Origin of the sequence: Streptomyces sp. VNUA24 (assembly GCF_029167005.1) — a bacterium.
Classification (GTDB): Bacteria; Actinomycetota; Actinomycetes; order Streptomycetales; family Streptomycetaceae; genus Streptomyces; species Streptomyces scabiei.
In genome coordinates this window covers 2784575-2802476 of sequence record NZ_CP119143.1, presented here as the reverse complement: position 1 = coordinate 2802476, position 17902 = coordinate 2784575, and the positions used below count along the sequence as shown (strand labels likewise).

The 17902-nt window shown below is 71.7% G+C and carries 11 protein-coding genes and 1 tRNA gene; 8 read left to right on the top strand and 4 right to left on the bottom strand.

From position 1 onward, the window contains the following. Positions 1 to 1170 (top strand): metabolite traffic protein EboE, encoded by a 1170-nt coding sequence (gene eboE / locus PYR72_RS11710; protein ID WP_275460388.1) that lies wholly within the window; start codon positions 1 to 3, stop codon positions 1168 to 1170. Between the two features lie 83 nt (positions 1171 to 1253). Then, the gene (locus tag PYR72_RS11705; protein WP_275455270.1) at positions 1254 to 2294 is read left to right on the top strand and encodes a sugar phosphate isomerase/epimerase; all 1041 of its coding nucleotides are present in this window, start codon (positions 1254 to 1256) and stop codon (positions 2292 to 2294) included. A gap of 77 nt (positions 2295 to 2371) precedes the next feature. On the opposite strand, the gene PYR72_RS11700 is transcribed toward PYR72_RS11705, so the two are convergent. The 4 genes from PYR72_RS11700 to PYR72_RS11685 all read right to left on the bottom strand — a co-directional run bounded on the left by PYR72_RS11700 (position 2372) and on the right by PYR72_RS11685 (position 9056). Further along, positions 2372 to 3760, bottom strand: coding sequence for an OFA family MFS transporter (locus tag PYR72_RS11700; protein ID WP_275455269.1), 1389 nt, complete (start codon positions 3758 to 3760; stop codon positions 2372 to 2374). A gap of 213 nt (positions 3761 to 3973) precedes the next feature. After that, positions 3974 to 6106, bottom strand: a complete 2133-nt coding sequence (locus PYR72_RS11695; RefSeq protein WP_275455268.1) for an acetate--CoA ligase family protein — start codon at positions 6104 to 6106, stop codon at positions 3974 to 3976. 3 nt (positions 6107 to 6109) lie between these two features. Further along, on the bottom strand, positions 6110 to 7360 hold the full coding sequence (gene frc / locus PYR72_RS11690) for a formyl-CoA transferase (RefSeq protein WP_275455267.1): 1251 nt from the start codon (positions 7358 to 7360) through the stop codon (positions 6110 to 6112). 10 nt (positions 7361 to 7370) lie between these two features. Then, positions 7371 to 9056: a thiamine pyrophosphate-binding protein gene (locus PYR72_RS11685; protein ID WP_275455266.1), complete on the bottom strand. Its 1686-nt coding sequence runs from the start codon at positions 9054 to 9056 to the stop codon at positions 7371 to 7373. A gap of 143 nt (positions 9057 to 9199) precedes the next feature. Between PYR72_RS11685 and sucC the strand changes: the two genes are divergently transcribed. The 6 genes from sucC (at position 9200) to fusA (ending at position 17801) form a co-directional block, all read left to right on the top strand. Next, the gene (sucC, locus tag PYR72_RS11680) at positions 9200 to 10330 is read left to right on the top strand and encodes an ADP-forming succinate--CoA ligase subunit beta (protein ID WP_275455265.1); all 1131 of its coding nucleotides are present in this window, start codon (positions 9200 to 9202) and stop codon (positions 10328 to 10330) included. 11 nt (positions 10331 to 10341) lie between these two features. Further along, the gene (gene sucD / locus PYR72_RS11675) at positions 10342 to 11226 is read left to right on the top strand and encodes a succinate--CoA ligase subunit alpha (RefSeq protein ID WP_275455264.1); all 885 of its coding nucleotides are present in this window, start codon (positions 10342 to 10344) and stop codon (positions 11224 to 11226) included. Between the two features lie 60 nt (positions 11227 to 11286). Further along, on the top strand, positions 11287 to 12837 hold the full coding sequence (locus tag PYR72_RS11670) for an aldehyde dehydrogenase family protein (RefSeq protein WP_275455263.1): 1551 nt from the start codon (positions 11287 to 11289) through the stop codon (positions 12835 to 12837). A gap of 186 nt (positions 12838 to 13023) precedes the next feature. After that, positions 13024 to 13108 (top strand) — tRNA-Leu (locus PYR72_RS11665). Between the two features lie 284 nt (positions 13109 to 13392). Beyond that, entirely contained in the window at positions 13393 to 15396 is a 2004-nt protein-coding gene (locus tag PYR72_RS11660; protein ID WP_275455262.1) for a glycosyl hydrolase, read from the top strand. 335 nt (positions 15397 to 15731) lie between these two features. Further along, entirely contained in the window at positions 15732 to 17801 is a 2070-nt protein-coding gene (fusA, locus tag PYR72_RS11655) for an elongation factor G (protein ID WP_275455261.1), read from the top strand. Positions 17802 to 17902 lie beyond the last annotated feature (101 nt).

Below are 17902 nucleotides of genomic sequence, written 5' to 3'. Positions count from 1 at the left end.
GTGCGCTTCCGCCACCCCGACGGCTCCACCGTCCACCTCGCCTACTGCACCAACGTGCACCCGGCCGAGACCCTCGACGGTGTCCTCGCCCAGCTCCGCGACCACTGCGAGCCCGTACGGCGCCGCCTCGGCCGCGACCGCCTCGGCATCGGCCTGTGGCTGGCCAGGGACGCCGCCGCGGCCCTGGTGACCGACCCGGCCGCACTGCGCGGGCTGCGCGCCGAACTCGACCGGCGCGGCCTGGAGGTCGTCACCCTCAACGGCTTCCCCTACGAGGGCTTCGGCGCCGAGGAGGTCAAGTACCGCGTGTACCGGCCCGACTGGGCCGACCCCGAGCGCCTCGACCACACCACCTCCCTCGCCCGCGTCCTCGCCCGGCTGCTCCCCGACGACGTGACCGAGGGCACCGTCTCCACCCTCCCCCTGGCCTGGCGCACCGCCTACGACGACAGCCGCGCCGCCCGTGCCCGGGCGGCCCTGCGCACCCTCGCCGAACGCCTCGACGCCGTGGCCGAGCTGACCGGCCGCTCCCTCCGGATCGGCCTGGAACCCGAGCCGGGCTGCACCGTGGAGAGCACCGCCGACGCCATCGGCCCGCTGAGCGACATCGGCCACGACCGCATCGGTATCTGCGTCGACACCTGCCACCTCGCCACCTCCTTCGAGGACCCGCACACCGCCCTGGACGCGCTCACCCGGGCCGGTGTCCCCCTCGTCAAGGCGCAGCTCTCCGCGGCCCTGCACGCCGAGCATCCGCACCTGCCCGAGGTCCGCGAAGCCCTCGCCGCCTTCGACGAGCCCCGCTTCCTGCACCAGACCCGCACCTCCACCGCCGCCGGCCTGCGCGGCACCGACGACCTCGGCGAGGCCCTGCGGGGCGACACCCTGCCCGACGCCTCCCCCTGGCGCGCCCACTTCCACGTCCCGCTCCACGCGGCCCCCGCCGCCCCCCTCACCTCCACCCTCCCGGTCCTCAAGGCCGCCCTCACCCGCCTCGTCGGCGGCCCCCACCCCCTCACCCGCCATCTGGAGGTCGAGACCTACACCTGGCAGGCCCTGCCACCGCAGCTGCGCCCCACCACCCGCGCCCAGCTCGCCGACGGCATCGCCGCCGAACTCGCCCTCGCCCGCGACCTGTTGACGGACCTCGGCCTCAAGGAGCTGCCCTGAGCCCCGCCAGGACCGACAGATCCCGACCCGTCCCAGGTGAACCACTCACCACGGACAACGCCCGCCCATCGAAGGAGCCCCGCATGAGCCGCACCTCCCAGCCCGATCCCGAACTCACCCACCGCCTCAGCAGACGAGGCATGCTCGGCGTCGCCGCGGGCACCACCGTCGCCGCCCTGCTGGGCGCCGCCGCCCCCGCCCGGGCCGCCGCCGGCACCGGGACGGCGACCGCGGGCAACGGCCGCCCCGTCCTCCCGCCCGGCCGTCTCGGCATCCAGCTCTACAGCCTCCGCGACAAGGTCTCCACCCTCGGCTTCGCCCCCGTCTTCGCCGAGCTGGAGAAGTACGGCTACGACGAGGTCGAGTTCGCCGGCTACACCCAGGGCTCGGCGGGCCCCATCACCCTCAAACAGCTGAAGCGGCTGGCCCGTGACCACGGCCTGAACCCGATCGGCAGCCACGTCGGCTACTACGCGAGCGACCCCAACGCGTACACCTTCGCCCAGAACCTCACCAAGGTCCTCGACGACGCCCAGGCCCTCGGCCTGAAGCACATCGGCACCGCCGCCGGCCCCTTCCGCTACGGCACGACCGTCGACGCGGTGAAGCGGGCCGCCCACGAGTTCAACACCTACGGCGCGGCCGCCAGGGCGCGGGGCCTGAAGTTCTACCAGCACAACCACTCCGAGGAGTTCTCCTTCGCCACCGACGACCCCAAGGTGCGCCTCTACGACGTACTGCTCCGCGAGACCGACCCCGACCTCGTCTTCCTGGAGATGGACATCTTCTGGGCGTACGTGGCCCAGTTCCGTTTCTCCAAGCGGCCCGACGGCACCGCCGCGCCCTTCGAGCCGCTCGACTACGTCGTGCGCCGCCCGGACCGCTACCCGCTGTTCCACGTCAAGGACGGCGCGAGCGACCCGTCGAACCCGTACGGCTACCGCATGACGGACGTCGGCGACGGCGACATCGACTACCGGAGGTTCATCTCGGCCGTCAACGATCTGAAGGGTTCCCGACGCGCCCACCACTGGCAGGCCGAGCACGACAACCCCGCCGAGTCCTTCACCTTCGCCCGCCGCTCCAGCGAGCACCTGCACTCCCTGCGGGAGAAGGGCGAGTAGAGACCGGGAACGAGGACGCAACGCCGACGCCCGGCTGGGAGATCCCAGCCGGGCGTCGGCGGAAACACCGGGCGGCTCTAGTCCGTGTCCCGGCTGATCGGCATCGGGTTGGCCGTCAGACTCTTCGCCCTCGGCCGGCCCGGTGGGGTCAGGAAGAGGGCGATGAACGCGGCGAACAGGGAGATCGAGCCCGCCAGGGTGAAGGCCCCGTTGTGGCCCCAGTTGTCCACCACGACCTTGCCCATGCCGGCGCCGAGCAGACCGGACACCAGCTTGGAGCTGTAGACCAGCCCGTAGTTGGAGGCGTTGTTGTTCTCGCCGAAGTAGTCCGCCGTCATCGCCGCGAACATCGGGAAGATGGCGCCTCCGCCGAACCCGGAGATGCTGGAGAAGAGCAGGAACAGCGGCAGGTTCTTGAGGTCGGCGGACCACAGGATGCCGTACTGCGAGAAGCCGAGGACGACGCACACGAAGATCAGGCAGCGCTTGCGTCCGTAACGGTCGGACAGCCAGCCGATCACGCCCCGGCCGGTGCCGTTGACGATGGCCTTCATCGACATGGCCGTCGCGACGATGCCACCGGCGAAACCGGCCTCCTCGCCGATGTCGACCTGGAAGGCGATGCCGAAGATGTTCACGCCCGAGGTGCACAGCAGGCAGAACCACATCAGCGCGACGCGCCCGGTCCGCCAGGCCTCCCCGGGGGTGTACTGCCGCACGGCCGGCGGGTTCATCGCCAGTGCGCGGCGGGCCCGCGGGTCGTTCGGCGGCTGCAGCGGGTCGACCTCGGCGGGCCACCAGTTCTTCGGCGGGTCCCGGAAGAAGTAGCCGGCCACGGCCACCGTGGTGGCCAGGAAGAGGCCGACCGAGACGAGGACCCAGCGGAAGTTCGTCAGGTCCATGTAGTTGGTGAAGAGGAAGACGAACGGCACGGAACCGTAGGCGAAACCGCCGTTGACGAAGCCGGTCTTGCCTCCCTTGCGCTCCGGATACCACTTGCCGACCATGTTCACGCAGGTCGCGTACACCATGCCCGCACCCATACCGCTGAACATGCCGAACCCGACGTACGCGACGATCACATGCGGTGCGAACGCGAGAGACAGGTATCCGAGCAGCGTGCCGAGTGCGCCGAGCATCATCGCCCAGCGGGCGGGCAGCTTGCCGCTCTCCCGGAGCTTTCCGGCGGGGAAGGCCACGGCCGCCTGGAAGAACACCCAGACACCGAGCATCCAGAAGATGTGCCCGTCGTTCCAGCTGTGTGCGATGTGCAGTGTGTCCTCGGCCGACGCGAAGGCGTACTCGGCCGAGCTGATGCCCATCATGCCGATCCACGGCAGGATGACCATCCACTTGCGCTTACGGCCCATGATGTCGATATCGGTCTCACCGAGCCGATACACACGGCCGTTCCGGTCCGTCACCTCCCTGTAGGGGACGGGCGTCGAGATGTCGGTGGTAGTCATGACGGATTGCACCCCTTGTGTCGAAAGAGCTGGCCAGCGCCCCCTGTCCCACACCTTTCGTGCTGTCGGGGTCGGGGGCGGCCCCGGGCCGCCCCCTCCTCGATCACCTCATCGGCCGCCCCCCAACAGCCCCGCGGCCCGCGCCCACCGAGCTGGGTCGTGCCCGGGGAGCAACCCCCGGACCCCCGGCCGGATCGGGGCAGCCCGCGCCCGTCACAGCAGCCCCGCAGCCCGCGCCCACCGGTACTTGGCGCCCAGCACCGCGACCGGCTTCTCGGTCGTGTACGGGTACGCCACGACCCCGCGCTCGAAGAGGTACTGGCACGCCTCCTCCACCTCGACGTCGCCCGCGAGCGACGCGACGACCGGCTTCTCGATGCCCCGCTCGCGGAACTCGGCCACCACGCGCGCGGTGAGTTCGGCGAACACCATGGGCGGGGTGACGATGGTGTGCCAGTAGCCGAGGACGAGCGCGTGGATGCGCGGGTCCTCCAGGCCCAGCCTGATCGTCGCCTCGTACGTCGACGGGGGCTCGCCGCCGGTGATGTCGACCGGGTTGCCCGCGGCCCCGAACGGCGGGATGAACGCCCGGAAGGACGCGTCCAGGTCCGGCGGGATCTCCATCAGGGTCAGCCCGTTGTCGGTGACCGCGTCGGACAGCAGGACACCGCTGCCGCCGGCCCCCGTGATGATGACGACGTTGTCGCCCCGCGGAGCGGGGAGCACCGGCAGCGCCCGGGCGTACTCCAGCATCTCGTTCAGCCCCGGTGCCCTGATGACCCCGGCCTGCTTCAGGATGTCCTCGTACACCGCGTCGTCGCCCGCCAGCGCGCCCGTGTGCGAGCCCGCCGCCTTCGCCCCGGCCGCCGTACGGCCCGCCTTGAGGACCACCACCGGCTTCTTCGGGACGGTCGCCCGCGCGGCCTCGACGAACGCCCGACCGTCCTTCAGGTCCTCCAGGTGCATCGCGATGCACTCGGTGCGGGGGTCCTCGCCGAACCAGGTCAGCAGGTCGTCCTCGTCCAGGTCCGACTTGTTGCCGAGCCCGACGATCGCCGACACCCCGGTCTTCGTGGCGCGCGCGAAGCCCAGGATGGCCATCCCGATGCCGCCGGACTGCGAGGTCAGGGCGACCCCGCCCTTGACGTCGTACGGCGTGCAGAACGTGGCACACAGGTCCTGCCACGTCGAGTAGTAGCCGTAGATGTTCGGCCCGAGCAGCCGGATGCCGTGCCGCTCGGCGATCGCCACGATCTCGTCCTGGAGCGCGTGCTCGCCGGTCTCCGCGAAACCCGACGGGATCAGTACGGCGTTGGGGATGCCCTTGCGGCCCACCTCCTCCAGCGCCGACGCCACGAACTTGGCGGGGATCGCGAAGACCGCCACATCCACCTCACCGGGAACGTCCGTGACACTCTTGTACGCCTTGCGGCCCAGAATGTCATCGGCCTTGGGGTTCACCGGGTGGATCTCGCCGGCGAATCCGCCGTCGACGAGGTTGCGCATCACCGAGTTGCCGATCTTGCCCTGCTCGTTGGAGGCCCCGATCACGGCCACCGACGAGGGCTGCATCAGCCGGCGCATCGACGTGAGGATCTCCTCGCGCCCGTACCGGCGCCGCGGTTTCGGCACCGACTCCGCGAGGATGACCCGGATGTCCGCCGCGACCGCGCTCTCGGGGGTCGCGATCACCGGATTGAGGTCCACCTCGGCGATCTCCGGGAAGTCCGCGACGAGTTCGGAGACCCGGCGGATCTGCTCCGCGACCGCCCACCGGTCCACGGCGGGAGCGCCCCGCACCCCGCGCAGGATCTCCGCCGCGCGGATCGAGTCCAGCATGGACAGCGCCTCGTCCGCGTCGACCGGCGCGAGCCGGAACGTCACGTCCTTGAGGACCTCCACCAGGACCCCGCCGAGCCCGAACGCGACGACCTTCCCGAACGTCGGGTCCGTCACCGCGCCGACGATGACCTCCTGCCCCTTCGGCAGCAGCTCCTGGACCTGCACGCCCTCGATCCGGGCGTCGGCCGCGTACGCACGGGCGTTGTCGACGATGGTGTGGAACGCCGCCCGTACGTCCGCCGCGCCCTCCACCCCGACGATCACACCGCCCGCGTCGGTCTTGTGCAGGATGTCCGGCGAGACGATCTTCATCACCACCGGCCCGCCGAAGCGCGCCGCGAACGACACCGCCTCCTCGACGTCCCGCGCCAGCTCCTCGCCGGGGACGGCGATCCCGTACGCGTCGGCGATCACCTTGCCCTCGGGGGCGGTCAGCGCGCTCCGGCCCTCGGCCCGTACGGCGTCGAGGAGCGCGCGCACCCTCAGCACCCGGTCTTCGGCCATCAATCAGATCACTCCGTTCGACTTGAGCAGGCGCAGCTCCTCGTCGCCGAGCCCCAGCTCGCCGACGTAGACCTCTTCGTTGTGCTCGCCGAGCAGGGGTGAACTGGTCACGTCCACCGGGGAGTCGGACAGCTTCAGCGGGCTGCCCACGGTCACGAACTCGCCGCGCTCGGGGTGCGGCACGGTGACCACCATCTCGTTGGCGACCAGGGACGCGTCCTCGATGATCTCCTTGGTGGACAGGATCGGCCCGCACGGGATGTTGTGCGCGTTCAGCCGCTCCAGCACCTCCCACTTGGGGAGCGTGGACGACCACTCCTCGATCAGCTGGAACATCTTGCCCAGCTTGGGCAGCCGGGCCTCGGGCGTCGCCCACTCGGGGTCCTCGGCCAGTTCGGGCCGGCCGATCAGCTCGCTCATCGGCTGCCAGCCGACCGGCTGCACGATGACGTACACGTAGTCGTTCGGGCCGCCCGGCGCGCACTTCACGGCCCAGCCGGGCTGGCCGCCGCCGGAGGCGTTCCCGGACCGGGGGACCTCGTCGCCGAAGTCCTCGTTGGGATACTCACGCAGCGGGCCGTGGGCCAGCCGCTGCTGGTCCCTCAGCTTCACCCGGCACAGGTTGAGGACGGCGTGCTGCATGGCCACGTTGACCCGCTGGCCGCGCCCGGTGCTCTCCCGCTGGTACAGCGCGGCGAGGATCCCCGCCACGGCGTGCACGCCCGTGCCCGAGTCCCCGATCTGGGCCCCCGTCGCCAGCGGCGGCCCGTCCTCGAAGCCCGTGGTGGCCATGGACCCGCCCATGGCCTGCGCGACGACCTCGTACGCCTTGAAGTCGGTGTACGGGCCCTCCCCGAACCCCTTGATCGAGGCGTAGACGATACGGGGGTTGATCTCCTGGATGCGGTCCCAGGTGAAGCCCATCCGGTCGACCGCGCCCGGTCCGAAGTTCTCGACCATGACGTCGGAGCGCCGGATCAGCTCGGTGAGGATCTCCTTGCCGCGCTGGGTCTTGGTGTTGAGTGTGATGCTGCGCTTGTTGCAGTTGAGCATCGTGAAGTAGAGGGAGTCGACGTCCGGGAGGTCACGCAGCTGCTTGCGCGTGATGTCCCCGCTCGGCGCCTCCAGCTTCACCACGTCCGCGCCCAGCCAGGCGAGCAGCTGGGTGGCGGACGGGCCCGACTGGACGTGCGTCATGTCGAGGACGCGGATGCCTTCGAGAGCCTTGGTCGACGTTCCTGCGGTAGGGGTCATCGGGGGCACCTCACTTGTACATCGTCTGGTTCATGGTTCCGGGGGCGTACGCGTCCGGGTCGACCCAGACGTTGATGAGCGACGGCTTGCCGGACTCACGGGCGCGCCGCAGCGCGGGGCCGATGTCGGCGGGGTCGCGGACCTCCTCGCCGTAACCGCCCAGCATCTGGGCGAACTTGTCGTAGTGGACGTCGCCGAGGGTGTTGCCGATCCGCTCGCGCTCCTCGCCGTACTTGGCCTTCTGGCCGTAACGGATCTGGTTCATCGAGGAGTTGTTGCCGACGATCCCGACGAAGGGGAGGTCGTAGCGGACGAGGGTCTCGAAGTCCCAGCCGGTGAGGGAGAAGGCGCCGTCGCCGAAGAGGGCCACCACCTCCTTGTCGGGCCGTGCCTTCTTGGCGGCGAGCACGAAGGGGACGCCGACGCCGAGCGTGCCGAGGGGGCCGGGGTCCATCCAGTGACCGGGCGACTTGGGCTGGACGACCTGGCCGGAGAAGGTGACGATGTCGCCGCCGTCGCCGATGTAGATCGAGTCCTCGGTGAGGAAGTCGTTGATCTCGCTGACCAGCCGGTAGGGGTGGATCGGCGAGGCGTCGGACCGCAGGCTGGGCAGCCGCTTCTCGATGGCGGTCTGTTCGGCGGCCCGCAGCTCGTCCAGCCACTCCTTGCGCCTGGACGCGCCCCCGTTGATCCGCCCGGAGGCCGCCTCGGTCACGGACTTGAGGACGAGGCCCGCGTCGCCGACGATCCCGAGGTCGATGTCGCGGTTCTTGCCGACGGTCCGGTAGTCGAGGTCGATCTGCACGACGGTCGCGTCCGGCGACAGCCGCTTGCCGTAGCCCATGCGGAAGTCGAACGGCGTCCCGACGATGACGATGACGTCGGCGTTGGAGAAGGCATAGCGGCGGGAGAGCTGGAAGTGGTGCGGGTCGCCGGGCGGCAGGGTGCCGCGTCCCGCGCCGTTCATGTAGGCCGGGATGTTGAGGGTGCGCACCAGGTCGATCGCGGACTCGGTGCCCCGCGTGGTCCACACCTGGCTGCCCAGCAGGATCGCGGGCTTCTCCGCGTGCACCAGCAGGTCGGCGAGCTTCTCGATCGCCTCGGGGTCGCCGGCGGAGCGGGTGGAGGCACGGTAGGCGCCCGCCTTCGGCACGCGCGCCTTCTCCACGGGCACCTTGGCGTCGAGGACATCGCGCGGGATCTCCAGGAAGGACGGGCCCGGGGCGCCGTGGTAGCACTCGCGGAACGCCATCGAGACCATGTCGGCGGCGCGGGCCGTGTCCGGCACGGTCGCCGCGAACTTGGTGATCGGCGTCATCATGTCGACGTGCGGCAGGTCCTGCAGGGACCCCATCTTGTGCTGGGTGTGCGCGCCCTGGCCGCCGATGAGGAGCATCGGGGACTCCGCGCGGAAGGCGTTGGCGACACCGGTGACGGCGTCGGTCGTACCGGGGCCGGCGGTGACGACCGCGCAGCCGGGCTTGCCGGTGATCCGGGCGTAGCCGTCGGCGGCATGGGCGGCGACCTGTTCGTGGCGGACGTCGACGACCTCGATGCCCTCGTCGACGCAGCCGTCGTAGATGTCGATGATGTGGCCGCCGCACAGGGTGTAGATGACCTCCACACCCTCGGCCTTGAGTGCCTTGGCGACGAGGTGACCACCGGAGATGAGTTCCTGGCTGTTGCCGTCGGGCATGGCGAAGTCCTGTCCCTTCGTAGGGGTTGGAGCGCTCTCGCGGTTGATTGCATACAGTCGACGAATACTGTATGAACCTTGTTATCCCGCATCCCCTGGGTGGTGTCCAGGGGGCGTGCGGCACTTTTGAGTCAGGAGCCGGAATGGACCTTTTCGAGCACCAGGCACGAGCACTCTTCGAGGAACACGGCATCGCGGTCCCGCGGGCCGAGGTGACCGACTCGCCCAAGGAGGCCCGCGAGATCGCCCGCAGGCTGGGCGGACGCGTCGTCGTCAAGGCACAGGTGAAGACCGGCGGACGCGGCAAGGCGGGCGGGGTGAAGCTCGCCGCCGACCCCGCCGCCACCGAGATCACCGCACGGCAGATCCTCGGCATGGACATCAAGGGCCACACCGTCCGCACGGTGATGATCGCCGAACCCGTCGCGATCGAGAGCGAGTTCTACGTCTCCTACGTCCTCGACCGCGCGGCCGGCGGCTTCCTCGCGATCGCCTCGGCCGAGGGCGGCATGGACATCGAGGAGGTGGCGGCCACCCGGCCCGAGGCGGTGGCCCGTATCCCGGTCGACCCGGCCGAGGGCGTCACCTCCGCCAAGGCGTCCGAGATCGCCGAGGCGGCCGGTCTGCCCCCGCAGAGCGTCGACGCCCTCATGCGGCTCTGGCAGGTGCTGACCCGCGAGGACGCCCTCCTCGTCGAGGTCAACCCCCTCGTCCGCACCGGACAGGGCCGCATCCTCGCCCTCGACGGCAAGGTCACCCTCGACGACAACGCGAGCTTCCGGCAGACCCGCCTCGGCGACGAGGACGTCGCGCACGACGACCCGCTGGAGGCCGCCGCGGCCGCCAAGGGCCTCACCTACGTGAAACTGGACGGCGAGGTCGGAGTCATCGGCAACGGCGCCGGACTCGTCATGTCGACCCTCGACGTGGTGGCGGGCTGCGGCGCGCGCCCCGCGAACTTCCTCGACATCGGCGGCGGCGCCTCCGCCCGGATCATGGCCGACGGTCTCTCCGTCATCCTCTCCGACCCCGACGTGAAGTCCGTCCTCGTCAACGTCTTCGGCGGGATCACCGCCTGCGACGCGGTCGCCGACGGCATCGTCCAGGCCCTCGACGGCGTCCGGTTGACCAAGCCGCTGGTCGTCCGTCTCGACGGCAACAACGCCGTACGCGGCCGGGCGATCCTCGACGGCCGCGCCCACCCGCTCGTCCACCAGGCCACCACCATGGACGGTGCCGCGCGCCGCGCCGCCGACCTCGCCCACGCGAACTGAGGAGCCCGGACATGGCCATCTACCTCACCCAGGAGAGCAGGGTCCTCGTCCAGGGCATGACCGGCGGCGAGGGCATGAAGCACACCCGCCGCATGCTCGCGGCCGGCACGAACGTCGTCGGCGGCGTCAACCCCCGCAAGGCCGGCCGCACCGTCGACTTCGACGAGCGGGCCGTCCCCGTCTTCGGCTCGGTCGCCGAGGGCATCGAGGCCACCGGCGCCGACGTCACCGTCGTCTTCGTCCCGCCGGCCTTCGCGAAAGCGGCCGTCGTCGAGGCCGCCGACGCCGGCATCGGCCTCGCCGTCGTCATCACCGAGGGCATCCCCGTCCACGACTCCGTCGCCTTCACCGCGTACGCGAAGTCCCGGGGCACCCGGATCGTCGGCCCCAACTGCCCCGGCCTGATCACCCCCGGCCAGTCCAACGCCGGCATCATCCCCGCCGACATCACCAAACCGGGACGCGTCGGCCTGGTCTCCAAGTCCGGCACCCTCACCTACCAGCTCATGTACGAACTCCGTGACATCGGCTTCTCCACCTGCGTCGGTATCGGCGGCGACCCCGTCGTGGGCACCACCCACATCGACTGCCTGGCCGCCTTCCAGGACGACCCCGACACCGAACTCATCGTCCTCATCGGCGAGATCGGCGGCGACGCCGAGGAACGGGCCGCCGCGTACGTCCGCGACCACGTCACCAAGCCCGTCGTCGGCTACATCGCCGGCTTCACCGCCCCCGAGGGCAGGACGATGGGCCACGCCGGCGCGATCGTCTCCGGCTCCTCCGGCACCGCGCAGGCCAAGAAGGAGGCGCTGGAGGCGGCCGGGGTACGGGTCGGCGGCACCCCCACGGAGACGGCCCGGCTGGTGCTCGCCGCGCTGGAGTCCGAGGGCTGACCGCACCTCTGCCCGACGCACCACCCCGCCCCCGACTGTGCACCGAGAGCGGAGCGACGTATGACATCCACCCTCACCCTCAAATCCGGCACCGCCTGGACCGAGGCGTGGCAGCGCTGCCTCGCCGTCGCCCCCGAAGCCTTCCGGGACGACCGTGTCCTCAACCGCTGGGGCGCCGCCTGGCGGGCCGACGGCCGCGCCCTGGCCGCCACCAGCCCCGTCGACGGCAGCCCCGTCGCGGGCCCGCCCCGGCTGGACGGCACCACCGCCCGGCAGGCGGTCGGAGCCTCCCTCGACCAGCACCGGGCCTGGCGCCACGTCCCCCTCGGCGAACGCCGCGCCCGGGTCGCCGCCACCCTCGACGCCCTCACCCAGCACCGGGAACTGCTCGCCCTGCTCCTCGTCTGGGAGATCGGCAAACCCTGGCGGCTCGCGCAGGCCGACGTGGACCGGGCGATCGACGGCGTCCGCTGGTACGTCGACGGCATCGAGCCCATGGTCGAGGGCCGCGTCCCCCTCGACGGCCCGGTCTCCAACATCGCCAGCTGGAACTACCCGATGAGCGTCCTGGTCCACGGGATGCTGGTCCAGGCGCTGGCGGGCAACGCCGTCATCGCCAAGACCCCCACCGACGGCGGCGTCGCCTGCCTCACCCTGGCCACCGCCCTCGCCGCCCGGGAGGGCGTCCCCGTCACCCTCGTCAGCGGCAGCGGACGCGAGCTGTCGCAGGCGCTGGTCCGGGCCCCCGAGATCGGCTGCGTCTCCTTCGTCGGCGGCCGCGACACCGGCGCCGCCGTGGCCACCGCGGTCGCCGACCTGGGCAAACGCCACGTCCTGGAACAGGAGGGCCTGAACACCTGGGGCATCTGGAACCACACCGACTGGGACGCCCTGACCGCCGTCGTCCCCAAACTCTTCGACTACGGCAAACAGCGCTGCACCGCGTACCCGCGCTTCGTCGTCCAGCGGGAACTGTTCGACGACTTCCTCGCCGCCTACCTCCCGGCCGTCCGCACCCTCAGGGTCGGCCACCCCCTGGCGGTCGAGCACCCCGACGACCCGTACCCGACCCTGGACTTCGGGCCCGTCATCAACGCGGCCAAGGCCAAGGAACTGACCGACCAGGTCGCCGAGGCCGTCGACCGGGGCGCCGTCCCGCTGCACCGGGGCAGACCCTCCGACGCGCGCTTCCTGCCCGGCCAGGACACCGGCGCGTACGTCCAGCCCGTCACCCTCCTCAACCCGCCCGCCTCCTCCCCGCTCCACCACGCGGAACCCTTCGGCCCGGTCGACACGATCGTCCTGGTCGACACCGAGGCCGAACTGCTCGCCGCCATGAACGCCTCCAACGGCGCGCTGGTCGCCACCCTCTCCACCGACGACCGGGCGACGTACGAGCGGCTGGCACCCCAGATCCGGGCGTTCAAGGTCGGCCACGGCACACCCCGCTCGCGCGGCGACCGCGACGAGCTGTTCGGCGGCTTCGGCGCGTCCTGGCGCGGTGCCTTCGTCGGCGGTGACCTGCTGGTCAAAGCCGTCACCCGCGGTCCGGCGGGGGAGCGGCTGCCGGGGAACTTCCCCGAGTACCACCTCATGCCGTCCGCGGCCTGACATGGCCGGTCCGTCACGTTCCGCACACAGGGGGTGAGGCCGTGCGGGTCCGCTCGCCGGGACCCGCACGGCCCCGCCCGGGACCCGGACCCGCGGGCGGAAACGCAGGTGAAGGGCGCTCCGAAACCTTGGTATTGTTGTCCCTGTCGCCACCGGGAAAACCCCTGGCCAGGCGGCAGACACCTGGTCCGGGTGGCGGAATGGCAGACGCGCTAGCTTGAGGTGCTAGTGCCCTTTATCGGGCGTGGGGGTTCAAGTCCCCCCTCGGACACTCGCTACGGCGACACACGTGAGAAGGGCCCCGACCGGGACGGTCGGGGCCCTTCGCGTGTCCCTGGCCGCGCCGCGCGCTTCGAGGCCGGCGCGGCCGACGACGGCCTCCGGCAGATCGAGCCGGACCCTTTCGTTTCTTCTCAACCTCTAGTCAAATAGCGTCACTTGAACCACACGCCTCCCATGCGACGCACGTGGCCGACGGGCTCCGCGCGTGCAGGACATCGGCGCCGTCCCCCACCGCTGCCGCGCCGGCAGCCGAGCACGTCACTGGAGACACCCATGCCCAGCTCTCCCCTGAAACGCCGCACGTTCGTCCTCCTGGGCGCCGCCGTCGCCGCGGCCGCCGGGACCCGGACCTCGGTGGCCGCGCCCGCGGCGGTCCCCGGCACACCGACACCGGTCCGGATCGTCGACGACAGGGCGACCCCCGCCACCCGCGCCCTGTTCGCGTACCTGAGACGGCAGCGGGGCAAGGGCATCCTGTTCGGGCACCAGCACGACCTGACCTACGGCTTCACCTTCACCACACCCGACGGCAGGTCGTCCGACACCAGGGCGGCGGTGGGCGACCACCCCGCGGTCTTCGGCTGGGACACCCTGATCCTCGACGGCGACGAGCGCCCCGGTGCCGAGGGCGCCACCGACGCCGAGAACATCGCCGCGCTCAGCCGGTGCATCCGGCAGGGCGACGCCCGCGGCGGCATCAACACCCTCAGCGCCCACATGCCGAACTTCGTCACCGGCAAGGACTTCTACGACACCAGGGGCCGCGTCGTCGGCCAGATCCTCCCCGGAGGGGCGAAGCACGCGCGCTTCAACCGCTTCCTGGACCGCGTCGCGAAGGCGGTCAAGGGCGCCCGGCGCCCGGACGGCACCCTCATCCCGGTCGTCTTCCGCCCCTTCCACGAGAACAACGGCGGCTGGTTCTGGTGGGGGGCCGGCCACACCACCTCGGGCGAGTTCATCGAACTGTTCCGCTACACCGTGGAGTACCTGCGCGACGTCAAGGGCGTCCACAACCTGCTCTACGCCTACTCGCCCAACGCGAGCCTCGGCGGCGACCCGGCCGCGTACCTGCGCACCTACCCCGGCGACCGGTTCGTCGACGTCCTCGGCTACGACTCCTACGACGAGGGCGCCGGACCGACCCCCTGGCTGGAGGGGCTGGTGAGGGACCTGGCGATGGTGGTCCGGCTCGCGAACGAGCGGGGCAAGGTGCCCGCGTTCACCGAGTTCGGGGAGAGCGGCACCGAGATCCGCGACCCGCAGTGGTTCACCCGGCTGCTGCGGGCCGTGGAGGCGGACCCGCTGGCCCGTCAGGTGGCGTACATGGCCACCTGGGCCAACTTCGGCGGCACCAAGCGCGCCTACGTGCCGTACCCCGGGCACGCCCTGCTGCCGGACTTCGTCCGGTTCCACCAGGATCCCTTCACCCTCTTCGCCGCCGATCTGCGAGGCGTGTTCGCCGCTCGTACCACCGCTGTCAGGAACGGCCCGTCCCTCCATCTGGTGACCCCCACGGACCGGCAGCGCGTGACGGCCGCCAGGACCACCGTCCGGGTGCGGGTCACGCCCGCACGGGGGAGCCGGGTCACCTACTCCGTGGACGGCGGACCCGCCAGACGCCTGCGCCTCGACGCCGACGGCTATCACTCGGGCGTCTGGTCGATCGACCCGGCTCAGCGGAGGAAGGGCTCGGCGACCCTCACCGTGCGCGCGCGGGCGGGCGGCGAGACGCTCACCGACTCCGCCGTCGTCCTCCTCGGCGAGGCCGCCCCCCTGCCCGCCGGCTGGATCGACGACTTCGAGGGGTACGCCGGGGACGACGTCGCCCTCGGCGAGGCGTACACCCACCTCAACACCCACACGCTGAGCCTGTCGCCCGAACACAAGTCCTCCGGCTCCTACGGGCTGGCCTACGCCTACGACTTCACCGGCGCCGAGTTCACCGGCATCGGCAGGCCGGTCGTCGCGGACTGGTCCGCCTTCACCTCCCTGGCGCTGTGGCTGCGGGGCGACGGGTCGGAGAACGCCGGGGCGCTGGAGATCGTCGCCGACGGGATCCCGTTCCAGTACCGCTTTGCGCTGGACGACACGAGCGGACGGGAACTCAGGGCTCCCTTCGGCGAGTTCGGGCCCGCTCCCTGGGACACCGGCAACGCCGGCGCCGTGCTCGACGCGGCCCGGCTGGCGAAGGTGACGGCGTTCAACCTGTACCTCGGCCGGGCGAGCGAGACGGTGACCAAGGGGGTCGTGTACGTGGACGCCGTCCGGGCCGAGTGACCCCGGGTGTCACTGCGCACCGAAAATGCGGTGACCCGGCCCCCTCACCGTCCCTAGACTCGCCCCACCAAGTGACGAGAGAGGGGGGCCCGGCCATGTGCGACCGCACCGCCGTCGTCGTTCCCCGTTCCCTGTACGAGGTGATCCTCGTGTCCTCGTCCGTCCGGTGCCCGCTGCGCGGCCGGTACCGGATGCCCGTGACGCACGCCTGACGCCGGACCTTCGCGCACGCGGACGGAGCGACAGCTCCGTCCGCGTGCCCGGCCGTGCCGTCCCGCCGTGCCCGAACGGGAATCGCGCTGCCCCGAAACAGCTCAGCTGAAAGGCCACGGGCCATGCGCAGCACCGTCACCAACCCTCTGACCGCCGTCCGTAACCTGGGCATCCTCGCCCACGTCGACGCCGGCAAGACCACCGTCACCGAGCGGTTCCTGTACGCCACCGGGACCACGCACAAGCGCGGGGAGGTCCATGACGGCACCACCGTCACCGACTTCGACTCCCAGGAGCGCGATCGCGGGATCACCATCTTCGCGGCAGCCGTGAGCTGCGCCTGGGACGGCCACCGCATCAACCTCATCGACACCCCCGGCCACGTCGACTTCGCCGACGAGGTGGAGCGTTCGCTCAGGGTGCTCGACGGTGCGATCGCCGTGTTCGACGCGGTCGCGGGCGTCGAGCCGCAGAGCGAGTCGGTGTGGCGGCAGGCCGACCGGCACGGCGTGCCGAGGATCGCGTTCGTCAACAAGCTGGACCGCGCGGGCGCCGACCTCGACACCGCCGTCGAGTCGATCCGGCAGCGGCTGCATCCGGCGCCGCTGGTGGCGCAGGTGCCGATCGGCGCGGAGGACGGGTTCACCGGCGTGGTGGATCTGCTCCGGATGCGGGCGCATGTCTGGACGGACGACGACGGCGGCGCGGCCGAGGAGGGCCCGGTGCCGCAGGCCCTGCGGGAGGAGGCGGAACGGCGTCGGCGGCTCCTGGAGGAGGCGGTGGCGGAACTGCATCCGGCGGCGCTGGAGGAGTTCTGCGCGCGGGGCACGCTCTCCGCGCCGACGCTGGCCGCCGCGCTGCGCGACCTGACCCGCACGGGGGAGGGCGTGGTCGTGCTGTGCGGCTCCGCCTACCGCAACCGCGGCATCGAACCGCTGCTCGACGCCGTCGTGGCGTACCTGCCCTCGCCGCTGGACGTACCGCCCGTACGCGGGACGCACGACGGCGCCGAGCGGGAGCGGGCCGCCGACGCGGCCGAGCCCCTCGCGGCGCTGGCGTTCAAGGTGAGCGCCACGGCCACGGGACGGCTGACCTATCTGCGGCTGTACTCGGGAACGATCAGGAAGGGGGACACCGTGCTGGACGCGGGCACGCGGCGCACCGAGCGGATCGGGCGGATCCTGCGGGTGCGGGCCGACCGGCACGCCGAACTGGACCAGGCGACGGCCGGGGACATCGTCGCGGTCGTCGGGCTGAAGTCGGCCCGCGCGGGGACCACCCTGTGCGCGCCGGCGGCGCCGCTGCTCCTCGAACCCCCGTCCGTCGCCGACCCGGTGGTGTCGGTGGCCGTCGAGGCACGGCGGAGCACCGACACCGACCGGCTCGCGACGGCCCTCGCACGGCTGGCCGAGGAGGACCCCTCGCTGGTCGTGCGGACCGACCCCGAGACCGGCCAGACCCTGCTGTCCGGGATGGGCGAACTGCATCTGGAGGTGGCGGTGGAGAAGATCCGGCGGAGCCAGGGGCTCGACGTCGCCGTCGGCCGGCCGCGGGTGGCCCGTCGCGAGACGGTGGTGCGCGGGGTGTCCGGTCTGGTCTTCCGGCACGTCAAACAGGACGGCGGGGCGGGGCAGTTCGCCCATGTCGTCCTCGACGTGGCGCCCCTGGAGGCGGAGGGCGACCGTGCCGCGACGGGCTTCGTGTTCCGCTCGACCGTCGTCGGCGGCCGGGTGCCGCAGGAGTACGTGCGCGCGGTCGAGGCCGGGTGCCGGGACGCGCTCGCCGAGGGGCCGCTCGGCGGTCACCCGGTGTGCGGGCTGAGCGTCACCCTGACGGACGGGGCGACCCACTCCAAGGACTCCTCGGAGATGGCGTTCCGTACCGCCGGGCGGCTCGGGCTCCGGGAGGCCATGCGGGCGGCGGTGATGGGGCTGTTGGAGCCCGTCGCCGATGTCACGGTGACCGTGCCCGCGGACGCCGTGGGGGGTGTGCTCGGGGATCTCGCCGCGCGGCGGGGGAGGGTGTCGGACTCCGTGGCCCGGGGCGGGTCGGTGGTCGTGACGGCGACCGTGCCGCTGGCGGAGCTGTTCGGGTATGCGACGCGGTTGCGCAGCCGGACGCAGGGGCGGGGGACGTTCACGGCTCGGCCCGCCGGGTACGCGCCCGCGCCGGAGGGTGTGCGGGTGAGTTAGGGGGAGCGCGGGGGCGGGAGTTTTTTCTCGCCCCCGCCGCCCCTACCCGTCCCATCCTCAAGGGGCTGCGCCCCTCGGACCCCCACAGTGCGGGTTCGGTG

Excerpts from the sequence above, each read along its gene's own strand:
- PYR72_RS11705 (WP_275455270.1), top strand. The coding sequence starts at position 1,254 with ATGAGCCGCACCTCCCAGCCCGATCCCGAACTCACCCACCGCCTCAGC.
- PYR72_RS11700 (WP_275455269.1), bottom strand. The coding sequence starts at position 3,760 with ATGACTACCACCGACATCTCGACGCCCGTCCCCTACAGGGAGGTGACG.
- PYR72_RS11695 (WP_275455268.1), bottom strand. The coding sequence starts at position 6,106 with ATGGCCGAAGACCGGGTGCTGAGGGTGCGCGCGCTCCTCGACGCCGTA.
- frc (WP_275455267.1), bottom strand. The coding sequence starts at position 7,360 with ATGACCCCTACCGCAGGAACGTCGACCAAGGCTCTCGAAGGCATCCGC.
- PYR72_RS11685 (WP_275455266.1), bottom strand. The coding sequence starts at position 9,056 with ATGCCCGACGGCAACAGCCAGGAACTCATCTCCGGTGGTCACCTCGTC.
- sucC (WP_275455265.1), top strand. The coding sequence starts at position 9,200 with ATGGACCTTTTCGAGCACCAGGCACGAGCACTCTTCGAGGAACACGGC.
- sucD (WP_275455264.1), top strand. The coding sequence starts at position 10,342 with ATGGCCATCTACCTCACCCAGGAGAGCAGGGTCCTCGTCCAGGGCATG.
- PYR72_RS11670 (WP_275455263.1), top strand. The coding sequence starts at position 11,287 with ATGACATCCACCCTCACCCTCAAATCCGGCACCGCCTGGACCGAGGCG.
- PYR72_RS11660 (WP_275455262.1), top strand. The coding sequence starts at position 13,393 with ATGCCCAGCTCTCCCCTGAAACGCCGCACGTTCGTCCTCCTGGGCGCC.
- fusA (WP_275455261.1), top strand. The coding sequence starts at position 15,732 with ATGCGCAGCACCGTCACCAACCCTCTGACCGCCGTCCGTAACCTGGGC.